This window comes from Pseudomonas sp. B21-040 (genome assembly GCF_024748695.1).
Lineage (GTDB): Bacteria > Pseudomonadota > Gammaproteobacteria > Pseudomonadales > Pseudomonadaceae > Aquipseudomonas.
In genome coordinates this window covers 413,065-435,992 of record NZ_CP087176.1, presented here as the reverse complement: position 1 = coordinate 435,992, position 22,928 = coordinate 413,065, and the positions used below count along the sequence as shown (strand labels likewise).

The 22,928-nt window shown below is 59.9% G+C and carries 16 protein-coding genes; 2 read left to right on the top strand and 14 right to left on the bottom strand.

Going from position 1 to position 22,928, the window contains the following annotated elements:
- Nucleotides 1-13 precede the first annotated feature (13 nt).
- On the bottom strand, nucleotides 14-301 hold the full coding sequence (locus LOY55_RS01985) for an addiction module antidote protein (protein ID WP_007943750.1): 288 nt from the start codon (nucleotides 299-301) through the stop codon (nucleotides 14-16).
- 204 nt (nucleotides 302-505) lie between these two features.
- The gene (locus LOY55_RS01980) at nucleotides 506-1,408 is read right to left on the bottom strand and encodes a LysR family transcriptional regulator (RefSeq protein WP_223525449.1); all 903 of its coding nucleotides are present in this window, start codon (nucleotides 1,406-1,408) and stop codon (nucleotides 506-508) included.
- Nucleotides 1,409-1,527: 119 nt separating this feature from the next.
- On the opposite strand from LOY55_RS01980, the gene LOY55_RS01975 reads away from it, so the two are divergent.
- Nucleotides 1,528-2,802, top strand: coding sequence for an MFS transporter (locus LOY55_RS01975; RefSeq protein WP_109785377.1), 1,275 nt, complete (start codon nucleotides 1,528-1,530; stop codon nucleotides 2,800-2,802).
- Between the two features lie 151 nt (nucleotides 2,803-2,953).
- On the opposite strand, the gene hemE is transcribed toward LOY55_RS01975, so the two are convergent.
- The 11 genes from hemE to LOY55_RS01920 form a co-directional block, all read right to left on the bottom strand.
- Nucleotides 2,954-4,021, bottom strand: coding sequence for a uroporphyrinogen decarboxylase (gene hemE / locus LOY55_RS01970; RefSeq protein ID WP_077432322.1), 1,068 nt, complete (start codon nucleotides 4,019-4,021; stop codon nucleotides 2,954-2,956).
- 244 nt (nucleotides 4,022-4,265) lie between these two features.
- A complete protein-coding gene (locus tag LOY55_RS01965; protein ID WP_223525450.1) occupies nucleotides 4,266-5,684 on the bottom strand; it encodes an FAD-dependent oxidoreductase in 1,419 nt (472 codons plus the stop codon).
- A gap of 33 nt (nucleotides 5,685-5,717) precedes the next feature.
- Nucleotides 5,718-10,163: a glutamate synthase large subunit gene (gene gltB / locus LOY55_RS01960; protein ID WP_223525451.1), complete on the bottom strand. Its 4,446-nt coding sequence runs from the start codon at nucleotides 10,161-10,163 to the stop codon at nucleotides 5,718-5,720.
- Between the two features lie 351 nt (nucleotides 10,164-10,514).
- On the bottom strand, nucleotides 10,515-12,104 hold the full coding sequence (locus tag LOY55_RS01955) for an AAA family ATPase (RefSeq protein WP_223525452.1): 1,590 nt from the start codon (nucleotides 12,102-12,104) through the stop codon (nucleotides 10,515-10,517).
- Nucleotides 12,105-12,114: 10 nt separating this feature from the next.
- Entirely contained in the window at nucleotides 12,115-13,215 is a 1,101-nt protein-coding gene (aroB, locus tag LOY55_RS01950) for a 3-dehydroquinate synthase (protein WP_046031167.1), read from the bottom strand.
- A 150-nt stretch (nucleotides 13,216-13,365) separates the two neighbouring features.
- On the bottom strand, nucleotides 13,366-13,884 hold the full coding sequence (gene aroK, locus LOY55_RS01945) for a shikimate kinase AroK (protein WP_046031168.1): 519 nt from the start codon (nucleotides 13,882-13,884) through the stop codon (nucleotides 13,366-13,368).
- Nucleotides 13,885-13,888: 4 nt separating this feature from the next.
- Nucleotides 13,889-15,952, bottom strand: coding sequence for a type IV pilus secretin PilQ family protein (gene pilQ / locus LOY55_RS01940; RefSeq protein WP_046031169.1), 2,064 nt, complete (start codon nucleotides 15,950-15,952; stop codon nucleotides 13,889-13,891).
- A 13-nt stretch (nucleotides 15,953-15,965) separates the two neighbouring features.
- Nucleotides 15,966-16,493, bottom strand: a complete 528-nt coding sequence (locus LOY55_RS01935) for a pilus assembly protein PilP (RefSeq protein ID WP_223525453.1) — start codon at nucleotides 16,491-16,493, stop codon at nucleotides 15,966-15,968.
- A complete protein-coding gene (gene pilO, locus LOY55_RS01930; RefSeq protein ID WP_109785373.1) occupies nucleotides 16,490-17,113 on the bottom strand; it encodes a type 4a pilus biogenesis protein PilO in 624 nt (207 codons plus the stop codon). The genes LOY55_RS01935 and pilO overlap by 4 nt, the downstream gene beginning before the upstream one ends.
- On the bottom strand, nucleotides 17,110-17,676 hold the full coding sequence (locus LOY55_RS01925) for a PilN domain-containing protein (protein ID WP_046031172.1): 567 nt from the start codon (nucleotides 17,674-17,676) through the stop codon (nucleotides 17,110-17,112). Before LOY55_RS01925 ends, pilO begins: the two co-directional genes overlap by 4 nt.
- Complete coding sequence (locus LOY55_RS01920) at nucleotides 17,676-18,740, bottom strand: pilus assembly protein PilM (protein WP_223525454.1); 1,065 nt, start codon at nucleotides 18,738-18,740, stop codon at nucleotides 17,676-17,678. Before LOY55_RS01920 ends, LOY55_RS01925 begins: the two co-directional genes overlap by 1 nt.
- Before the next feature lie 216 nt (nucleotides 18,741-18,956).
- On the opposite strand from LOY55_RS01920, the gene LOY55_RS01915 reads away from it, so the two are divergent.
- Complete coding sequence (locus LOY55_RS01915) at nucleotides 18,957-21,398, top strand: penicillin-binding protein 1A (RefSeq protein WP_371916746.1); 2,442 nt, start codon at nucleotides 18,957-18,959, stop codon at nucleotides 21,396-21,398.
- Nucleotides 21,399-21,642: 244 nt separating this feature from the next.
- On the opposite strand, the gene LOY55_RS01910 is transcribed toward LOY55_RS01915, so the two are convergent.
- A complete protein-coding gene (locus LOY55_RS01910) occupies nucleotides 21,643-22,911 on the bottom strand; it encodes a malic enzyme-like NAD(P)-binding protein (RefSeq protein WP_046031175.1) in 1,269 nt (422 codons plus the stop codon).
- Nucleotides 22,912-22,928 lie beyond the last annotated feature (17 nt).

Genomic DNA, 22,928 nt, shown 5'->3' with positions numbered 1-22,928 from the left:
CAAAACGTTCAATTCAGGTACTGGCGTGTAACTTCAATCCTAAAGCTTTCACGACTTTGAGGATCGTGCCGAACTCTGGATTCCCTTCCCCTGACAATGCGCGGTAAAGGCTTTCACGAGAGAGTCCTGCATCCCGTGCGACTTGGGTCATGCCGCGAGCCCGCGCAATGGTTCCGAGTGCTTTGGCAATAAACGCTGGGTCATCTCCCGCTTCTTCCATACAAGCGTCAAGGTAATTAGCCATGTCCTCTTCGGTCTTGAGGTACTCGGCTGAGTCCCAGCGAGTGAATTGTTCGGTCATGGGTTTTGCTCCTGCCAGGCTCTTGCAATTAGCCTGGCTTGTTTGATGTCACGTGTTTGGCTGCTTTTGTCACCGCCACAAAGGAGGATGACTAACTGACGACCAGCCTGAGAATGTTGAACTTCGAAGAATCTCCGTCATGCGGCGAGTGTAGCTCTTGAGCTACACCTACTTAACCAAGAATTCTGATCATTCGATATTCAATCACGCCTTCAATGGCTCAACCTTACGCGTCAACAACTCAACAAACGCCTTGGCCATCGGCGACTTCTGATCCTTGCGCTGCACCAGCCACACCGCCGACACCGCCGCCGGATCAAGCAATGGCCGATACACCACGCCGTCGATGCGCATCCGCTGATACGACGCCGGCAGCACCGACACGCCCAACCCTGCTGCGACCAACCCGATAATCGTCATCGCTTCGCCCGCCTCTTGCGCGAAGTGCGGGCTAAAGCCTGAATCGCGGGCCAGGCTGAGTAATTGCGCGTATAGGCCACTGCCATAACTGCGAGGAAAAAACACAAAAGGTTCGAGGGCCAGTGCCGACAGGAACAAGCCCTCTTCACTGCCGTTGACCAGCGGATGCTTGGAGCTGAGCACCGCCACCAAGGGCTCGCGCATCAGTTCCACCACACTGAGCGAGTCCGGCAACCCCAATGGCCGCATGATGCCGACCTCGATCGATTCGTCGACCAGTGCATCGGCGACCTGAGTGCTGCTCATCTCCCGCAGGTTCAGGTGCACCGCCGGAAAGCGCTGGCGGAATGAAAAAATCGCCTGGGGAATGGTCGAGTTGAACGGCGCCGATGAGGTGAAGCCGATCTTCAGTTCTCCGAGCTCACCCAGTTGCGCACGCCGCGCCACATCGGCGGCTTTGTCGACCTGCGCCAGCGCCAGCCGCGCTTCTTGCAGGAACAACCGCCCCGCTTCGCTGAGCTCGACCCGACGATTGGTTCGTTCGAACAACCGTGCGCCAACCTCTTGCTCAAGCGCCTGAATCTGCTGGCTCAGCGGTGGCTGCGAGATGCCCAACACTTGTGCGGCGCGGCCGAAATGCAGTTCTTCGGCGACGGCGATGAAGTAGCGCAAGTGACGCAATTCCATGAAAACCCCATTAGGTCGTAAAACCTCTTAAACAGGTCGAACAATATATTGGATTGAATCATTAGCCAGCTATATGATTTTTTCACTGCCTGCCTGACTGCGCCCCTCCGAGGTCCAACGTGAAGACTGCTGTCGCTCCACTCGCCCATGAAGTTCCGCCCGCCGCAGCGGACGATGTCGTCGCCGAGCTCAAAGAGATTTATATCGAGAAAGGCACGCCGGCGTTCATGCGCACGGTGCTGGCGCTGTTTTGCGGTGGCTTCGCCACCTTCGCCCTGCTCTACTGCGTGCAGCCGATGATGCCGCTGTTGTCTCACGAGTATTCGATCAACGCGGCGCAGAGCAGCCTGATCCTGTCGGTCGCCACCGGCATGCTCGCCATTGGCCTGTTGATCACCGGGCCCATCTCCGACCGTGTCGGCCGCAAGTCGGTGATGGTCACCGCGCTGTTCGCCGCGGCGCTGTGCACCGTCGCCAGTTCGATGATGCCGAGCTGGCACGGCGTGTTGCTGATGCGCGCGCTGATCGGGTTGTCGTTGAGTGGCCTGGCGGCAGTCGCGATGACGTACTTGAGCGAAGAGATCCACCCGCAGCATCTAGGCCTGGCGATGGGTTTGTACATCGGCGGCAATGCGATTGGCGGGATGTGCGGGCGCTTGATCACCGGCGTGTTGATCGACTTCGTCAGCTGGCACACGGCGATGCTGGTGATCGGCGGCCTGGCCCTGATCGCTGCAGCGGTGTTCTGGAAAATCCTTCCCGAGTCGCGCAACTTCCGCGCCCGCTCGCTGCACCCGCGCAGCTTGCTCGACGGTTTCACCATGCACTTTCGCGATGCTGGTTTGCCGTTATTGTTCCTTGAAGCCTTTGTGTTGATGGGCGCGTTCGTCACACTGTTCAACTACATCGGTTACCGCTTGCTGGCCGAGCCGTATCACATGGAGCAAGCCTTCGTCGGACTGCTCTCGGTGGTGTACCTGTCGGGGATTTACAGCTCGGCGAAAATCGGTTCGCTGGCTGACAAGCTGGGTCGGCGCAAAGTGCTCTGGGCGACGATTGTGCTGATGCTCGCCGGCCTTGCCCTGACGATGTTCACACCATTGCCCCTGGTGATCATTGGCATGCTGATCTTTACCTTTGGTTTCTTTGGCGCGCATTCGGTGGCGAGCAGCTGGATCGGGCGCCGGGCGATCAAGGCCAGGGGGCAAGCGTCATCGCTTTATCTGTTCAGCTACTACGCCGGGTCGAGTATTGCCGGGACGGCGGGCGGGGTGTTCTGGCACTTGGGCGGATGGAACGGAATCGGCTTGTTTGTCGGCGGGTTGCTGGTGATTGCGCTGCTGGTGGCGTTGAAGCTGGCGAAGTTGCCGCCACTACAGGGTGTCAAGGCCTGACACAAAACCAGTGTAGGAGTGAGCCTGCTCGCGATAGCGGAGTATCAGCCAATACATTCGGCGACTGATTCACCGCTATCGCGAGCAGGCTCACTCCTACATTAAAAACAAAAACGCCCGGCATAAGCCGGGCGTTTTTATTGGGCGACGATCACTCGTGATATTGCGCCGACAACTCATGCACCGCGCGCAGGAAGGCGCCAGCATGCTCCGGATCAACTTCCGGGGTGATGCCATGGCCGAGGTTGAACACGTGGCCACTGCCTTTGCCGTAGCTGGCGAGGATGCGGCCGACTTCGGTGCGGATGGCTTCTGGTTTGGCGTAGAGCACGGTCGGGTCCATGTTGCCTTGCAACGCGACTTTGCTGCCGACGCGATCACGGGCGCTGCCGATGTCGCAGGTCCAGTCCAGGCCCAATGCATCCGCGCCAGCGTCGGCGATGCTTTCCAGCCACAGGCCACCGTTCTTGGTGAACAGGATGACCGGAACCTTGCGGCCTTCGTGCTCGCGGATCAGGCCGCTGACAATCTTTTTCATGTAGGCCAGGGAGAATTCCTGGTACGCCGCCGCCGAGAGGCTGCCGCCCCAACTGTCGAAGATCTGCACCGCTTGCGCGCCGGCCATGATCTGGCCGTTGAGGTAGCTGGTGACCGTCTGCGCGAGCTTGTCCAGCAGCAGGTGCAAGGCTTGCGGGTTGTCGTAGAGCATGGTTTTGGTCTTGCGGTAGTCTTTCGACGAGCCGCCTTCGACCATATAGGTGGCCAGGGTCCATGGGCTGCCGGCAAAGCCGATCAGCGGCACGCGGCCATTGAGTTCGCGGCGGATGGTGCTGACCGCGTCCATCACGTAGCCGAGGTCTTTGTGCGGATCAGGAATCGGCAAGGCTTCGATGTCGGCCATGGTGCTGACGACTTTCTTGAAGCGTGGACCTTCACCGGTTTCGAAGTACAGGCCTTGGCCCATGGCATCGGGGATGGTCAGGATGTCGGAGAACAGGATCGCCGCGTCCAGTTGTGGATAGCGGTCAAGCGGCTGCAGCGTGACTTCGCAAGCGAACTCCGGGTTCATGCACAGGCTCATGAAGTCGCCGGCCTTGGCACGGCTGGCGCGGTATTCAGGCAGGTAGCGACCGGCCTGACGCATCATCCACACAGGGGTGACGTCTACGGGTTGCTTGAGCAGGGCGCGAAGGAAACGGTCGTTCTTCAGGGCAGTCATGTCGGCATCCGGAAAAAAAGTGCGGGCATTTTCTCAGAGCCGGACGCAAAAGGCACGGCAAGTGCCGCACCTTTTGTCTATCGGGTCAATTTGTCGCGGGGGGAACCACGTCGCGAAACAACCTCAATCCCTGTAGGAGCCGAGCTTGCTCGCGATGCAGGCGCCTCGGTTAACCTGATTTCTGCGGTGATGCTATCGCGAGCAAGCTCAGCTCCTACAGGAGTGAGGTTGCCCGCGATCGGTGTTAGACGCCCAGGTAATCCAGGATCCCTTCAGCCGCATTGCGGCCTTCGAAGATCGCCGTCACCACCAGGTCAGAACCACGAACCATGTCGCCACCGGCGAAGATTTTCGGGTTGCTGGTCTGGTGCTTGTACTTACCTTGCTCCGGCGCCACAACGCGGCCCTGGCTATCGGTCTGGATGTCGAACTGTTCGAACCACGGCGCCGGGCTTGGACGGAAACCGAACGCGATGACCACGGCGTCGGCCGGGATGATCTCTTCGGAGCCCGGGATCGGCTCAGGGCTGCGACGGCCACGGGCGTCCGGTTCGCCGAGACGGGTCTCGACCACTTTCACACCTTCTACGCGGTCTTCACCAACGATGGCAATCGGCTGGCGGTTGTAGAAGAATTTCACGCCTTCTTCCTTGGCGTTCTTCACCTCTTTGCGCGAGCCCGGCATGTTCGCTTCGTCCCGACGGTACGCACAGGTCACCGACTTGGCGCCCTGGCGGATCGAGGTACGGTTGCAGTCCATCGCCGTATCGCCGCCGCCCAGTACCACGACCTTCTTGCCTTTCATGTCGACGAAATCTTCCGGCGACTTTTCAAAGCCCAGGTTGCGGTTGACGTTGGCGATCAGGAAGTCCAGCGCGTCATACACGCCCGGCAGGTCCTCACCGGCAAAACCGCCCTTCATGTAGGTGTAGGTGCCCATGCCCATGAACACGGCATCGTATTCTTCGAGCAGTTGCTCGATGGTCACGTCCTTGCCCACTTCGGTGTTCAGGCGGAACTCGATGCCCATGCCGGTGAAGACTTCGCGGCGATTGCTCAGCACGGTCTTTTCCAGCTTGAACTCGGGGATGCCGAAGGTCAGCAAGCCGCCGATTTCCGGGTTCTTGTCGAACACCACCGGGGTCACGCCACCGCGCACCAGCACGTCGGCACAACCCAGGCCCGCCGGGCCTGCGCCGATGACGGCAACACGTTTGCCGGTCGGTTTGACCTTGGACATGTCCGGGCGCCAGCCCATGGCGAATGCGGTGTCGGTGATGTACTTCTCGACCGAACCGATGGTCACCGCGCCGAAGCCGTCGTTGAGGGTGCAGGCACCCTCGCACAGACGATCTTGCGGGCACACCCGGCCGCAGACTTCCGGCAGGGTGTTGGTCTGGTGCGACAGCTCGGCGGCCTGGAGGATGTTGCCCTCGGCCACCAGCTTCAGCCAGTTGGGAATGAAGTTGTGCACCGGGCACTTCCATTCGCAATACGGGTTACCGCAACCCAGGCAGCGGTGGGCCTGGTCGGCCGACTGCTGGGGTTTGAACGGTTCGTAGATCTCCACGAACTCTTTCTTGCGTTGACGCAACAGTTTCTTCTTCGGATCTTTGCGCCCGACATCGATGAACTGGAAGTCGTTATTCAGACGTTCAGCCATTGTTAAAACCTCATCAAACTCTTCAGGCGCATATCACTGCGGGTTGGCACGAGTGCTGGAAAGCAACGATTTCAGGTTGGCAGCCTTAGGCTTGACCAGCCAGAAACGACGCAGGTAGTCATCGAGGTTTTCAGCGAGGTTACGACCCCACTCGCTGTCGGTTTCCTCGACGTACTCGTTCAGCACGCGTTGCAGGTGGCTGCGATAGGCTTCCATCGCTTCGCCGCTGATCCGCTGGATTTCCACCAGTTCGTGGTTGACCCGGTCAACGAAGGTGTTGTCCTGGTCGAGCACGTAGGCGAAACCGCCGGTCATGCCAGAGCCGAAGTTGTAACCGGTCTTGCCCAATACGCAGACGAAACCACCGGTCATGTACTCGCAGCAGTGATCGCCAGTGCCTTCCACAACCGTGTGGGCACCGGAGTTACGCACGGCAAAACGCTCGCCCGCGGTGCCGGCGGCGAACAGCTTGCCGCCTGTGGCGCCGTACAGGCAGGTGTTACCGATGATCGCACTGTCCTGAGTCTTGTAGACGCTGCCCTTGGGCGGAACGATGACCAGTTTGCCGCCGGTCATGCCTTTGCCGACGTAGTCGTTGGCGTCGCCTTCCAGGTACATGTTCAGGCCGCCAGCGTTCCACACACCGAAGCTCTGACCGGCCGTCCCTTTGAAGCGGAAGGTGATCGGCGCATTCGCCATGCCCTGGTTGCCGTGTTTGCGAGCGATTTCACCGGAGATCCGCGCGCCGATCGAACGGTCGCAGTTGCAGATATCCAGGGCGAAATCGGCGCCGCTCATGTCGTTGATCGCCGAGGTGGCCAGGTCGACCATTTTCTCGGCCAGCAAGCCCTTGTCGAACGGCGGGTTGCGGTCAACCTGGCAGAATTGTGGCTTGTCTGCCGGGATGTGATCGCTGCCAAGCAACGGGGTCAGGTCCAGATGGTTCTGCTTGGCGGTCTGGCCTTCGAGGATTTCCAGCAGATCGGTACGACCGATCAGCTCTTCGAGGGAGCGCACGCCCAGCTTGGCCAGCCACTCACGGGTTTCTTCGGCGACGTAGGTGAAGAAATTCACCACCATGTCGACGGTGCCGATGTAGTGATCTTTACGCAGCTTCTCGTTTTGAGTCGCGACGCCGGTGGCGCAGTTGTTCAGGTGGCAAATACGCAGGTATTTGCAACCCAGCGCGATCATTGGCGCGGTGCCGAAACCGAAGCTTTCAGCGCCGAGGATCGCTGCCTTGATCACGTCGAGGCCGGTTTTCAGGCCGCCGTCGGTCTGCACCCGGACTTTGCCACGCAGGTCGTTGCCACGCAGGGTCTGGTGGGTTTCGGCCAGGCCGAGTTCCCACGGAGCGCCCGCGTATTTGATCGACGTCAGCGGCGATGCACCGGTGCCGCCGTCGTAGCCCGAGATGGTGATCAAGTCCGCGTAGGCCTTGGCCACACCGGCGGCGATGGTGCCGACGCCCGCTTCTGCCACCAGCTTCACCGAGACCAGCGCCTTCGGGTTGACTTGTTTCAGGTCGAAAATCAGCTGCGACAAGTCTTCGATCGAATAGATGTCGTGGTGCGGTGGCGGCGAGATCAGGGTCACACCCGGCACCGCGTAACGCAGCTTGGCGATCAGACCGTTGACCTTGCCACCTGGCAACTGACCACCTTCGCCGGGCTTGGCGCCCTGGGCGACTTTGATCTGCAGCACTTCAGCGTTGACCAGGTATTCCGGGGTCACACCGAAACGGCCAGTCGCCACTTGCTTGATTTTCGAGCTCTTGATGGTGCCGTAGCGCGCCGGGTCTTCGCCGCCTTCGCCGGAGTTGGAACGCGCACCGAGGCGGTTCATGGCTTCAGCCAGGGCTTCGTGAGCTTCCGGCGACAAGGCGCCGAGGGAAATGCCCGCGGAGTCAAAGCGCTTGAGCACCGATTCCAGCGGTTCGATCTCGCTCATGTCCAGCGGTGTGTCCAGGGTTTTGACCTTGAACATGTCACGGATCATCGACACCGGGCGGTTGTCCACCAGCGACGTGTATTCCTTGAACTTGCTGTAGTCGCCTTGCTGCACAGCGGCTTGCAGGGTGTTGACCACGTCCGGGTTGTACGCGTGATATTCGCCACCGTGGACGAACTTCAGCAGGCCGCCTTGCTGGATCGGCTTGCGCGGGCTCCAGGCTTCAGTGGCCAGGGCTTTCTGCTCGGCTTCGATGTCGACGAAACGCGCACCTTTGATGCGGCTCGGAACGCCACGGAAGCTCAGCTCGCAGACTTCTTCAGACAGGCCGATGGCCTCGAACAACTGCGCACCGCGGTACGAGGTGATGGTCGAGATGCCCATCTTCGACAGGATCTTCAGCAGACCTTTAGTGATGCCTTTACGGTAGTTCTTGAACACCTCATAGAGGTCGCCCAGTACTTCACCGGTACGGATCAGGTCGCCCAGCACTTCGTAGGCCAGGAACGGATAGACGGCGGAGGCGCCGAAACCGATCAACACGGCGAAGTGATGCGGGTCGCGAGCGGTCGCGGTTTCCACGAGGATGTTGGAATCGCAACGCAGGCCTTTTTCGGTCAAGCGGTGGTGCACCGCGCCGGTGGCGAGCGAAGCGTGGATCGGCAACTTGCCCGGGGCAATGTGACGATCACTCAGCACGACCTGGGTACGACCGGAGCGCACGGCTTCTTCAGCCTGATCGGCGACGTTGCGGATGGCCGCTTCGAGGCCGACGCTTTCGTCGTAGTTCAGGTCAATGATCGCGCGCTCGAAGCCCGGACGATCGAGGTTCATCAGCGAGCGCCACTTGGCCGGAGAAATGACCGGCGAGCTGAGGATTACGCGCGAAGCGTGTTCCGGCGACTCCTGGAAGATGTTGCGCTCGGCACCAAGGCAGATCTCCAGCGACATGACGATGGCTTCACGCAGCGGGTCGATCGGCGGGTTGGTGACCTGCGCGAACTGCTGGCGGAAATAGTCGTACGGCGTGCGCACGCGCTGGGACAGCACGGCCATCGGCGTATCGTCGCCCATCGAGCCCACGGCTTCGTAGCCTTGCTCGCCGAGCGGACGCAGCACCTGATCACGCTCTTCGAACGTGACCTGATACATCTTCATGTACTGCTTGAGCTGGTCGACATCATAGAACGCCGATCCGTGGTCGTTGTCTTCCATGGTCGCCTGGATGCGCAGGGCATTCTTGCGCAGCCATTGCTTGTATGGATGACGGGACTTCAAGCGGTTGTCGATGGCGTCGGTGTCGAGGATCTGACCGGTTTCGGTGTCCACGGCAAAGATCTGACCCGGGCCAACGCGGCCCTTGGCAATCACGTCTTCAGGCTGGTAGTTCCAGACACCGATTTCCGAGGCCAGGGTAATAAAGCCGTTTTTGGTGGTGACCCAACGCGCCGGGCGCAGACCGTTACGGTCGAGCAGGCACACCGCGTAGCGACCGTCGGTCATTACCACGCCGGCCGGGCCGTCCCACGGCTCCATGTGCATCGAGTTGTACTCGTAGAACGCACGCAGGTCCGGGTCCATGGTTTCGACGTTCTGCCACGCTGGCGGAATGATCATCCGCACGCCACGGAACAGGTCGATGCCACCGGTGACCATCAGCTCCAGCATGTTGTCCATGCTCGAGGAGTCGGAACCGACGCGGTTGACCAGTGGGCCGAGTTCTTCCAGGTCCATCAAGTCGTTGGTGAACTTGGTGCGACGGGCCACGGCCCAGTTGCGGTTGCCGGTGATGGTGTTGATCTCGCCGTTGTGCGCCAGGAAGCGGAACGGTTGAGCCAGCGGCCATTTCGGCAGGGTGTTGGTGGAGAAGCGCTGGTGGAACACGCAAATCGAGGTTTGCAGGCGCTCGTCACTGAGGTCTGGATAGAAGGCGGTCAAATCCGCCGGCATCATCAGGCCTTTGTAAATGATGGTCTTGTGCGAAAAGCTGCAAACGTAGTGATCGACGTCGGCGGCGTTGGCCACGGACGAGCGACGACGGGACGTGAACAGCTTGACGGCCATGTCCTGATCGCTCAGGCCTTCACCGCCGATGAACACCTGCTCGATCTGCGGCAGGCGCTCGAGGGCCAGGCGGCCGAGGACGCTGGTGTCGATCGGCACTTTGCGCCAGCCGACGAGCTGCAGGCCAGCGGCCAGGATCTCGCGGTTCATGTTCTCGCGAGCGGCTTGGGCTTTGACCGGGTCCTGGTTGAAGAAGACCATGCCCACCGCATATTGCTTGGGCAGTTCGACGCCGAAGGTTTCCTGGGCGATCGCTCGCAGGAACACGTCCGGCTTTTGAATCAGCAGACCGCAACCGTCACCGGTCTTGCCGTCGGCGTTGATCCCACCGCGGTGGGTCATGCAGGTCAGGGCCTCGATGGCCGTTTGCAAAAGGGTATGACTGGGCTCGCCCTGCATATGGGCTATCAGGCCGAAACCGCAGTTATCCTTGAATTCATCTGGTTGGTACAGACCTGCTTTCATAGACACTTTCTCACCAGGCTGCCTCTTACCGAGGCAAATTTCTTTTCAATTCAATCAGTTACCGTCCGCGCCGAACGTATGCCAGCTTTGCGGGGGCAAAAGGGAGGTCATTGTACACACCGACACTTACGCTCACAAATTTGACGACGAAATGTCGCAAATCTATGTCGCATTTGTGAAAGGTTTAAAGCGATCTGCTGTGCTAGTCAAAACTTTTTTTAATTTTGACTGCAACGACTCAAAGACTACTGTGACGCAGACACCACAAGGCACGCAGTCTGTAGAGACGGCGCGCACTTGTAGAAATTTTGAGGTGCTTGGAGAGGCGGCCTGGGTAAGGCCGCCGAATCTTCAGCGAGTTGTTGCCAGTTCCTGTTGGACGCTGGCGACAGTGCGAGGCCAAGGTTTACCAGCCTGAACCTTCGCTGGCAAGGCCTTGATAGCGGTAACGGCTGCATCGCGGTTGGCGAAGTTACCGTAGGTGATGACATACAACGGCTTGCCGTTGAGGACTTTCTTGAAATAACGGTACTCGCCACCCTGTTCTTTCACGAAGTTTTGCGCAGTCGTTTCGGAGCTGGTGCCGAGGATCTGTACCACGTAGTTGCTCGTCGGTTGCCCGGCATACCACGTGCCGCCAGCAGCCTTGGCAGCGGGGGCTGGTTTCTCGGCAGGCTTGGCGGCTACAGCGGGCTTGGCTGGCGCCGATGCCGCGGCAGGCTTGGCAACAGGCACTGGCGCAGGCTTGGCCGTTGCTACCTGGGTCGGCGCAGGCACCGGTTTGGCGGCTGGCGTCGGTGCGGGCCCTGGCTGAATGCCCGCTGGCGGGGCGATGGTGGTCACGGTTGGCGGTGTAGCGCTGGAACCCTCGACCGGCACGCCGTCGTCGCCCTCAGTGATGCCCCCGGCCGCTTCGGCCAACGGACCGCGCATGACCGGTTGCGAGTTGCCGACCAGCGGCAATGGCATCGGCTGCGAGTTACCGGCGAATTCGACGGATGGCGCACCGCCGCCAGGTTGTGGCGACCCCTGACCCAGTGGCAGTTGTGCCTGTTCGTTGGCAGGTGCGCCGGTGGTCGGTGCTTTGCTGCGGCCCGGCATCAACCAGGCGGCGGCTACCGCGACCACGACAACGGCGGAAATCGCCAACACGTGTTTCTTCGGCATGTTGAACCCCATACTTGGACGCTTCACCGCTGAGCGGCTGGCAATCATGGCTTCGATCATTGCATCGCGGGCGACCTGGTTGATGTTGCCAGGCCAACCGTCGGAGCTTTCGTGAATATCAGAGATCTGATCCGCGGTGAAAAGTTCGATACCCCGGCCGGCGCCTTCGAGGCGTTGCTCCAGGTATTCGCGGGTTTCTTCTTCGGTGTAAGGCTGCAATTCGATGACGTGGAAACGCTCTTCCTCAAGGCTCAGCGCCTCAAGTTGAGCGATCAGCGACGACTCGCCAAACAGGAAAACGTGCGGACGACCTTCCGGTGCGCCAGCGGCCAGGGCCATCAGGGCCTCCAGCGCGGACTCGTCGAGATGCTCGGCGTCATCCACCAGCAAATAGACTTCCTGGCCGGTCAACGCCAGTTGGACCACCTGCGCCAGGATTGCACCGATCTCGGTTTGCTCGACGTTCAGCGCTTGAGCCACCTGGCGCAAGATGCCCGCCGAATCGCCAGCACCGCGAGCGGAAACCACAACACTCTGCACCGACTGCTTATTGGTGCTGGCTACCAGGGCCTGGCGCAACAGGGTCTTGCCACTGCCTTGCGGACCGGTGACCACCAGCAGCAACTGGCTGTAACGCGCCAGGTGATGCAGTTGCCCCAGCACCGGTTTGCGCTGGGCCGGGAAAAATTTGAAGCCAGGCACCCGTGGAGCAAAAGGGTCATGACTTAACTGGTAATGGCCGAGGAAAGCCTCGTCGGCATGCAAACTAGTCATCGGGATCTTATTAACCTTTAAGCTGAGCCAGGGCGCGGTAATCCGCTCCCAGCGTGGCCTGTAAAATCTCTTTCGGATAATCGTCGGTCACCACCGCTTCGCCCATGTGGCGCAGCAGCACCAGGCGCAAACGACCGTCGATCACTTTCTTGTCAATTGCCATGTGTTCAAGGAAATCGGCTTCGGTCATTTCCTCAGGCGGAATGACCGGCAGTCCGGCACGCTGGAACAGGCGGATGCCACGATCACGCTCTTGCTCGCTGATCCAGCCCAGGCGCGCGGACATTTCCAACGCCATTACGGTGCCAGCAGCGACCGCTTCACCGTGAAGCCAGACACCATAGCCCATATGGGTTTCGATGGCGTGACCGAACGTATGACCGAGGTTCAATGTGGCACGTACGCCGGTCTCTTTCTCGTCGGCACCGACCACCGCCGCCTTGGCCGCGCAAGAGCGCTCGATGGCGTAGGTCAGGGCGACTTGATCCAGGGCGCGCAGGCGATCAACGTTTTCTTCGAGCCAGGTCAGGAACGGCTCGTCGCAGATCAGCCCGTACTTGATGACTTCGGCAAGCCCGGCGGACAGTTCGCGGGCCGGCAGGGTATTGAGGGTCGCGGTATCGATCAGCACCACGTTCGGCTGATAGAACGCGCCGACCATGTTCTTGCCCAGCGGATGGTTGATACCAGTCTTGCCACCGACCGAAGAGTCGACTTGCGACAGCAGCGTGGTCGGCACCTGGATGAAATCGACGCCGCGCTGGTAGCAGGCGGCAGCAAAGCCGGCCATGTCACCAATCACACCGCCACCGAGCGCGATCACCGTGGTGCGGCGGTCGTGCCGTGCGGTCAGCAGACCGTCGAAAATCAGTTGCAGGGTTTCCCAGGTCTTGAAGGCTTCGCCATCGGGCAGCACCACGGAAATCACCGAGAACTGCGCCAGACTGCGGGTCAGACGCTCGAGGTAGAGCGGTGCTACGGTCTCGTTGGAGATGATCGCTACTTGCCGACCACGAATATGCGGGACCAGCAGCTCGGGTTGATCCAACAAACCTTCGCCAATGTGAATCGGGTAGCTGCGCTCGCCTAGATCGACCTTGAGTGTCTGCATGTGTCCCCACAGTGAAGATGGAATCAGGCGTCCTGCCTTGAGTTATCGAATGTCCACGGCGTCTGCTGGTGCGACGCCGTTCGGTAGCCTCCGCCACAACCTTGGGCGATCATGACAGGACGCCGAGGATAGCGCATTTCGCGCTCTGCTTTAACGGGGCGGTAGCTGCTGCAAGCGCTCGAGAATGTCGAGCACCACCATTCGCGGCGGCCGCTCATCGGTTTCAATCACCAGGTCGGCGATTTCCCGATAAAGCGGATCGCGGATCGCCAAGAGATCCCGCAGGGTCTTGGCTGGATCGGCGGTACGCAACAAGGGTCGATTGCGATCACGGGCCGTACGACCCACTTGCTGCTCGACAGAAGCATGCAAGTAGACCACCCGACCACCGGCATGCAACGCCCGACGATTGGCTTCGCGCATCACCGCGCCGCCACCGGTCGCCAACACCACGCCGTCGCAGCCGCACAGCTCGGCAATCATCGCCTGCTCGCGGTCACGAAAGCCCGGCTCGCCTTCTTTATCGAAAATCCACGGGATATTGGCGCCCGTGCGCAATTCAATTTCCTTATCGGAATCTTTGAACGGCAGGCGCAGCTCTTTGGCCAGCAACCGGCCGATGGTGCTTTTACCAGCGCCCATCGGTCCAACAAGAATCAAATTTCGCACAGAATCAATGACTCACAGCAATCGCCTGATTGTTCATGATACGCGGAGTGAGAAATACCAGCAGCTCGGATTTTTTCTCCGAAACCACGTCACGCCGGAAAAGGCGGCCAAGATACGGCACATCACCAAGAAATGGCACCTTATCTACTACCTTGCTTTGAGTATTTGAGAAAACGCCGCCAATAACGATGGTCTCGCCGTCGTTGACCAGGACCTTGGCATTGACCTCGTTTTTCTTGATCGGCGGTACATCCTGCACTTTGTTCAGGTAGTCCGGTTCGTCCTTGGTGACCTTGACCTCCATGATGATCCGGTTGTCCGGCGTGATCTGCGGTGTCACTTCCAGAGACAGCGAGGCCTCCTTGAATGACACCGAGGTCGCGCCACTGGAACTGGCCTCCTGATAGGGAATCTCCGTGCCCTTGAGGATTTTGGCGGTTTCCTTGTCGGAGGTAACAACCTTGGGCTGCGAGACAATTTCGCCGTTGCCGGTTTTCTCCATCGCCGTCAGCTCCAGATCCAGCAACACATTGTCGGTGATGAATGCGATGCCGATGCCCGACGTATTGCCAGCCGCGCCCAGGTCGACAAACGGTGAGTTGGTGCTGGGGGTAGTCGACGAACCATTGGAGACCCCGGACGTGTTCCAGTTACCCTGATTGCGCACCGAACCACCCCAGCGCGCGCCGAGGCTTTTGTCGTAATCGACGTTGGCTTCGACGATTCGCGCTTCGATCATGACCTGGCGCACCGGGATATCCAGCTGCGTAACAATGCGCCGAAGTTCATCGAGGCGATCCTGAGGCTGGTAGGCAATGATGTTGTTGGTCCGCTCATCCACCGTGATCGAGCCCCGCTCGTCGGCTTTCGCGTCGGCGCTGGTCACCGATTGAAACAGCTTGGCGATATCAGCAGCCTTGGCGTAATTGACCTGCAATAGCTCCCGACGCAACGGCGCCAGTTCGGCGATCTGCTTCTGCGATTCCAGTTCCTGACGCTCTCGGGCGGCGATTTCATCGGCAGGCGCCACCAACAGGACATTGCCGATCTTGCGTTTGTCCAGCCCCTTGGTTTTCAGCACCAGATCCAGCGCCTGGTCCCACGGCACATTCTGCAACCGCAAGGTGATACCGCCCTGCACGGTATCGCTGGCCACGAGATTGAGGTTGGTGAAGTCGGCGATCAGTTGCAGCACCGAGCGCACATCGATGTCCTGGAAGTTCAGCGAAAGTTTTTCACCGATATAGGCCATGCGCTCGGCGTTGCGTTTTTGCAGATCCTCGACGCTCATCGCCCGGATGCTGACAGTCAGCTTGTTGTCCGTCTGATAAGTTGAGTAGTCGAAGGTACCGCCGGGCTCGATGCTGATTGTGGCCCGGTCGCCGGTGGCGCTGGCGTTGACGAACTGCACCGGGGTGCCGAAATCCTTGACGTCCAACCGCACGCGCAATTGCTCGGGCAATTGGGTCCTGGCAAAACCCAGGATAATTTTGCCGTCGAGTTCCCGGATGTCTGGTGCGATGGACGGATCGGACAGATCGATAACCACATTTCCTTCGCCCTGAGTGCCGCGCTGGAAGTCGACGCCGCGAATAGCCTTGCTCGCCGGGGCGTAGGTTTTTGCCGGTGCTGGCGTTGTCATCGCAACGCGAGGGGCGCTCGCCGCCGGTTTCAATGCCTTGCTATTGGCCCCCTGCCCGACCACCACCAACAGATTGTTGCCTTCGACCTTCGCGCTATACGGCATCAACTGCGTCAGGTTAATGATGAGCCGCGTCCGGTCCTGGGCCTCCACCACCGTTGCACTGCGGGCATTGCCGCCGCCCAGGTCACGACTCTTGCTCGCCAGCTGACTGACCACGCCGGGCAGGTCCAGGGCAATCCGCGCCGGTTGTTCGGTCGTATACCCGTGGGGCGCTGGTGGCGGCCCGTCGAAAGACAACTTCAACTCGACGCGATCACCCGGTAGCGCGGCGACATCCAGCGCTTTGAGGTTGGTCGCAAGCACCATCGGCGGCAACAACGCTATCCATAGCGAAATACCGAGGGTTGAGAAAATCCTGTTCATTATTCGAGTTCCACTATGAGTGCTCTTTCAAAGGGAGGGTCCGAGGTCGTTCCAGCCAGGCACCCTCGCCATCGGGAACGATTTCGATCACATCGACTTGGGAGCCGCTGATGGCGACGATCCGTCCATCGTTACGCCCCAGGTAATCGCCGACTTTCAGCCGATGCACACCGCCCGCCCCGCGCAACAGCGCAAAGGAGCCGGTGGCATTGGAAATCGTGCCGACCATTTCAAACTGCTCGATGTTGAAGCCTTCGAGGTACTGCTTGACCCGATTGAGGTCGGGCGTGACGTTCCGCGAGCCGCGCTTCTGGCCAGCCAGGTCCACTCTGATCTGCCGGGAAAACGGACTGCGCAGGTTGGCAGCGCTGTAGGTGAACGTTGGATAAGACCGAAACGTCGGCGTTGGTTCAATCTTGCCCGGAGCCCGCAGACGCACTTCGTTCAGGTAGGCATCCAGGTCGCCGACATCGTTGCTGTTGTCACATGCGGTCAGGCTGGCAAACAAAACAACCATCGACAAACAACGAACCGGGCTCATTTCTGTGCCCCGTTGTCGTTATAGCGATAGGTCTTGGCCAGGATGCTCATGCGCAACTTCGCACCGCCTTCGGGATTGGCCGGAGCAAGGTCGAAATCATGCAGCGTAACGATCCGGGGCAGCCCGGCCACGCCACTGACGAAGGTCGCCAGGTCGTGATAGGCGCCGGTCACCGTGATCTGGATCGGCAGCTCGATGTAGAACGGCTGGGTGACTTCCGGCAACAGTTTGATCTCTTCGAACTCCAGACCACTGCCGAGCCCGGTGCGGGTGATGTCCTCCAGCAGACCCGGGACCTCGGTATCGCTGGGCAATTGCCGCAGCAGCACCCCGAAGGAGGTCTCCATTTCCTTCATTTGCTGGGTGTACAGTTCCAGATTCGCGGCCATGCGGGCTTTGGTGGCGAACTGCTCCTTGAGGGTCAGTTCTTCCTCGCGCTTGAGATGGAGCTGGTCTTGCAGGTCACTGAGGTAAAAGGTGTACCCGAGTGCCAACACCAGCAGCATCAACAGAACACCCACCAACACCTTGATCGCCGGAGGCCAGGACCCCATGTTGCTGGTGTCCAGATCGTTGAGATCAACATTGCGCAGGCCTGCAAACCATTGGGACGGACTCATTGATCGCCCTCCACGGCTGCGGGCTGCGTCTGACGAACGGTCAGTTGAAAAACGTTGGCCTGATCCAGCTGACCGGCGGTTGTCGCTTTGACCTCGGTGAGGCTTGGGGCATCGAACCAGTCGGACGCATCCAGATTGCGCATCAGATCCGACACGCGATTGTTTGACTCGGCAGCGCCGGTGATGGACAAGGTTTTGCCGACCATTTTCACTTCGGTGAAATACACGCCGTCCGGCAGCGCGCGAGCCAATTGATCGAAGATCCGGCCACTGATCGGTCGGTTGCCCTGCAGGTCCTGAATGATTCGCATGCGTTCGACCAGTTGCTGACGGCGGGCTTTGAGGTCACTGATCTGGGCGATCCGCTCGTCGACTACTGCAATCTGTTTGGCGATATACCCATTACGGGCAGCTTGCCGATCGATGGCGCCGCTAATGACCTGGTCCGCGACCAGTACCCCCCCTACGGAGCAAACCAGCACACCGACCAACGCCAGCAAAAAGCGTTTGCGACGCTCTTCTCGCTGTTCTTCGCGCCAGGGTAAAAGATTGATCCGCGCCATCAGTCGAAACTCCTGAGGGCGAGCCCGCACGCAATCATCAGGGCTGGCGCATCACTGAGCAGGGCACCGGCGTTAACTTTGCTGCTCAAGGTCATGTTCAAAAACGGGTTGGCCACCTGAGTGGAAGTGCCCAGGCGCTGCTCGATCAACCGGTCAAGCCCCGGCACCGACGCCGTGCCACCGGCCAGTAGAATGTGGTCGACCGCGTTGTACTGACCGGAGGCAAAAAAGAACTGCAACGAGCGTGAAACCTGTTGCACCAGCGCCTCGCGAAACGGTTGCAAGACTTCGCTGACGTAGTCGTCCGGCAAACCGCCCTGCTTCTTCGCCAGCCCTGCCTGCTCGACCGTCAGACCATAACGTCGCTGAATTTCCTCAGTCAGTTGCCGACCGCCGAACAATTGCTCGCGGGTATAGATGATCTTCCCGTCGTACAACACGCTGAGGGTGGTCATGGTCGCGCCGATGTCCACCACCGCGACCGTCAGGTGCTCCCGAGGGGCGGGCAGTTGCGTCGACAGCAAACTGAAAGAACGCTCCAGTGCGTAGGCCTCGACATCGACTACGCGCGCAGTCAGGCCGGCCAGGGCCAGCGCCGCTTCACGGACCTCGACGTTTTCCTTGCGGCAGGCCGCCAGCAATACACTGACGCGCTCGGGGTTACGCGCAGAGACGCCCTGGACTTCGAAGTCGATGGCGACTTCATCCAGCGGATAGGGGATGTACTGATCGGCCTCGATCTTCAGCTGGTTTTCCAACTCGTCGTCGGAAAGTCCGCCGTCCATCTCGATGGTCTTAGTGATCACCGCCGAACCGGCCACGGCCACCGCCACGCTCTTGAGGCTGGTCCGGGCCTTGAGCAGCACTCGCGAGAGCGCCAACCCGACGCCTTCGAGTTCGGCGATATTTTTCTCGACCACGGCATTGGCAGGCAACGGCTCTACCGCGTAGGCCTCGACCCGATAGCGATCGCCCTGGCGGCTGAGTTCCAGAAGCTTTACCGATGTCGAGCTGATGTCGATCCCCAACAACGAGTTGGCTTTTTTATTGAAGAGTCCTAGCACTACCAATTCCCTATGACTATCCGTGTCTTACGGACTCTGTAATATCCATTGCGTTCATTCACCCCGTCTTGACAGAAGCGCCAATGACGCTCCTCGCCGAAAAATGCTTATAATGCCCAGCGTTTTTTTCCGGTTTTTACTTCAAGCGCGGGTCGTTCCCTGTTTCTGAACCCTGATGCCTAATTCATTCTTTGCCCTGGATGTCCAAAAGCCTTGATTCGTCTGCTGAAATTTTTCGGTTGGTCCATCGTCGCCGTTTTCTGCGGACTGCTTCTGGGTCTGAGTGGCGCGTATCTTTACCTTAGTCCCGGATTACCGTCCGTGGAGGCTCTCAGAAGCATCCAGTTGCAGATTCCATTGCGGGTCTACAGCAGCGACAACAAGTTGATCGCAGAATTTGGCGAAATGCGCCGCACACCGATCCGTTTCGCCGACATTCCCCCCAATTTCATTAATGCGTTACTAAGTGCTGAAGACGACAACTTCGCCAACCACTACGGCGTCGACCCCAGCAGCCTGATGCGTGCCGCCACCCAATTGGTCAAAAGCGGGCACATTCAGTCCGGCGGCAGCACCATCACCATGCAGGTGGCGAAGAACTTCTTCCTGACCAGCGAACGCAGCTTCTCGCGCAAAACCACCGAAATTCTCCTGGCCTTGCAAATCGAACGGCAGCTGACCAAGGACGAAATCCTTGAGCTGTACGTCAACAAGATCTACCTGGGCAACCGCGCCTACGGTATCGAGGCGGCGGCGCAGGTTTATTACGGAAAATCGATTCGCGATGTCAGCCTTGCCCAGATGGCAATGATCGCCGGCCTGCCGAAAGCACCGTCGCGCTTCAATCCGCTGGCCAATCCGGCCCGCAGCAAAGAACGCCGCGACTGGATCCTGGGGCGTATGTACAAACTCGGAAAAATCACCGAAGCGGACTACACCACGGCGATCAACGAGCCGCTGAATGCCAGCTATCATGTGCCAACGCCGGAAGTGAACGCGCCGTACATCGCCGAAATGGCCCGGGCCGAAATGGTCGGTCGCTATGGCGCCGACGCTTACACCGAAGGTTTTCGCGTTACCACGACCGTGCCGAGCAACCTGCAGGAAATGGCTAACACAGCGGTCCACGAAGGCTTGATGACGTATGACCAGCGCCACGGTTATCGCGGCCCTGAGTCACGCCTGCCGGGCAAGACGCGCGAAGCCTGGGCCGCCGAGCTGACCAAACAACGCACCATCAGCGGCCTTGAGCCCGCCATCGTCACTCAGGTCGATAAAAACGGCCTGCAGGTGATGACCCGCACCGGTGACGGGCACATCAGTTGGGACAGCATGAAATGGGCGCGCCCATTCCTGAACACCAACAGCATGGGCGCCAACCCGAAACAGCCTTCGGACGTGGCTCAGGTAGGTGACTTGATTCGCGTGCAGCGTCAACCGGACAACTCGCTGAAATTCAGCCAAATCCCGCAAGCACAAGGCGCGCTGGTTTCACTGGACCCGCAGAATGGCGCCATTCGCTCGCTGGTCGGCGGTTTCGCCTTCGAACAGAGCAACTACAACCGCGCCTTGCAGGCCAAGCGTCAGCCGGGGTCGAGCTTCAAGCCCTTCGTCTACAGTGCCGCGCTGGATAGCGGCTACACCGCGTCCAGCCTGGTGAACGACGCACCGATCGTGTTTGTCGACGAATACCTGGACAAGGTCTGGCGTCCGAAGAACGACACCAACACCTTCCTCGGCCCGATCCGACTGCGCGAGGCGCTCTACAAGTCGCGCAACCTGGTGTCGATCCGCCTGTTGCAAGCGATGGGCGTTGGCAAGACCATCGACTACATCACCCGCTTTGGCTTCAACAAGCAGGACCTGCCGCCCAACTTGTCGCTGGCACTGGGCACCGCGACCCTGACGCCAATGGAGATCGCCACCGGCTGGAGCACGTTCGCCAACGGCGGCTACAAGATCACCCCGTACATCATCGACAAGATCGAAAGCCGCAACGGTGACACGCTGTTCGTCGCCAACCCGGCGAGCGTTCCAAAAGGCGATACGGCCACCGACGGTATTGCCGCACCTGCCGCGCAAACCTTCACGGTCAACGCCACCCCGGGTGAGGTTCCAGCCGCGCCAGGCACTGCGCCGCAAGCGCCAGCCGTAGCCGAACGCATCGTCGATGGCCGCACGACTTTCATCCTCAACAGCATGCTGGAGGACGTGATCAAACTCGGGACCGGCCGTCGCGCGCTGGCCCTGGGCCGTAGCGATATTGCGGGCAAGACCGGCACGACCAACGAATCCAAGGACGCGTGGTTCTCCGGCTATAACGCGGACTACGTGACCACGGTCTGGACCGGTTTCGACCAGCCTGAAAGCCTGGGCCGCAAGGAATTCGGGGGCACTGTCGCGCTGCCGATCTGGATGAACTACATGGCCGCCGCCCTCAAAGACAAGCCGCCGCATACGCAGCCAGAGCCCGAAGGCATCCTGAGCCTGCGGGTTGACCCGATCAGCGGTCGTGCGGCGACGCCAGGCACGCCAGGCGCTTACTTCGAACTGTTCAAGGCCGAGGACACACCTCCGTCGATGAATGAACTGGGTAACGGCAATGCGCCGGGCAGCCCACTGCCAGCGGACGAAGCGGCGCCGATCGATTTGTTCTGATCGCAGCGCCAACAGAAAGCCCCGCCTTCGTGAGAAGCGCGGGGCTTTTTGTTGCACTGATCGTTCCCATGCTCTGCGTGGGAATGCCGCCCAGGACGCTCCGCGTCCCATCCAGAGCCGAACGCAGAACGTCCGTAGAGGCATTCCCACGCGGAGCGTGGGAACGATCACCACGATCACCTACAGGCAAAAAAAAGCCCCGACTCTCACGAGCCAGGGCTTTCGGTTGAAGCGCTACAACGGCTTAGCCGTTGAACACGTCATCCACGCTTTTGAGCGGGTAGTTCTTCGGATACGGCAGGGTCGCTACGCCGGTCTCGATCGCAGCCTTGGCCACGGCATCGGAGATCAGGGTGATCAGACGGGCATCCATTGGTTTCGGAATGATGTACTCACGACCGAATTCCAGCTTGATGCCGCCGTAGGCGTCGCACACTTCCTGAGGCACTGGCAGTTTGGCCAGTTCGCGCAGGGCGTTGGCGGCAGCCACTTTCATTTCTTCGTTGATGCGCTTGGCGCGAACGTCCAGGGCACCACGGAAGATGAACGGGAAGCCCAGTACGTTGTTGACCTGGTTCGGGTAGTCCGAACGGCCGGTCGCCATGATCACGTCGTCACGGGTGGCGTGGGCCAGTTCCGGGGAGATTTCCGGATCCGGGTTGGAGCACGCGAACACGATCGGGTTGGCCGCCATGGACTTCAGGCCTTCAGCGCTCAACAGGTTCGGGCCGGACAGGCCTACGAACACGTCAGCACCGGTCAGCGCGTCAGCCAGGGTGCGCTTGTCAGTCGCGTGAGCGAAGACAGCCTTGTACTGGTTCAGGTCGTCACGGCCGGAGTGGATCACGCCGGTACGGTCAACCATGAAGATGTTTTCGATGTTGGCACCCATGCTCACCAGCAATTTCATGCAGGAGATGGCGGCAGCACCGGCGCCCAGGCAGACGATCTTGGCGTCAGCGAGGGTTTTGCCAGCGATTTCCAGGGCGTTGATCATGCCGGCTGCGGTAACGATCGCAGTGCCGTGCTGGTCATCGTGGAACACCGGAATGTCGCACTGCTCGATCAGAGCGCGCTCGATCTCAAAGCACTCTGGTGCCTTGATGTCTTCCAGGTTGATGCCACCGAAGGTGATGGAGATACGCTTGACGGTGTCGATGAAGGCTTGCGGGCTTTCGGAATCGACTTCGATGTCGAAAACGTCGATGCCGGCGAAGCGCTTGAACAGCACGCCTTTACCTTCCATTACTGGCTTGGAAGCCAATGGGCCGAGGTTACCCAGGCCAAGAATGGCGGTGCCATCGGAAATGACTGCAACCAGGTTGCCCTTACCGGTGTATTTGTAGGCCAGTTCAGGATCGCGGGCGATTTCGCGTACTGGTTCGGCTACGCCGGGGCTGTAGGCCAGCGACAGGTCGCGGGCGGTAGCGGTGGCCTTGGTGAGCTCGACACTCAGCTTACCTGGACGAGGATGGGCATGATATTCGAGAGCGGCAGTTTTCAGATCAGACATTTTGGCATTCCGCTTTT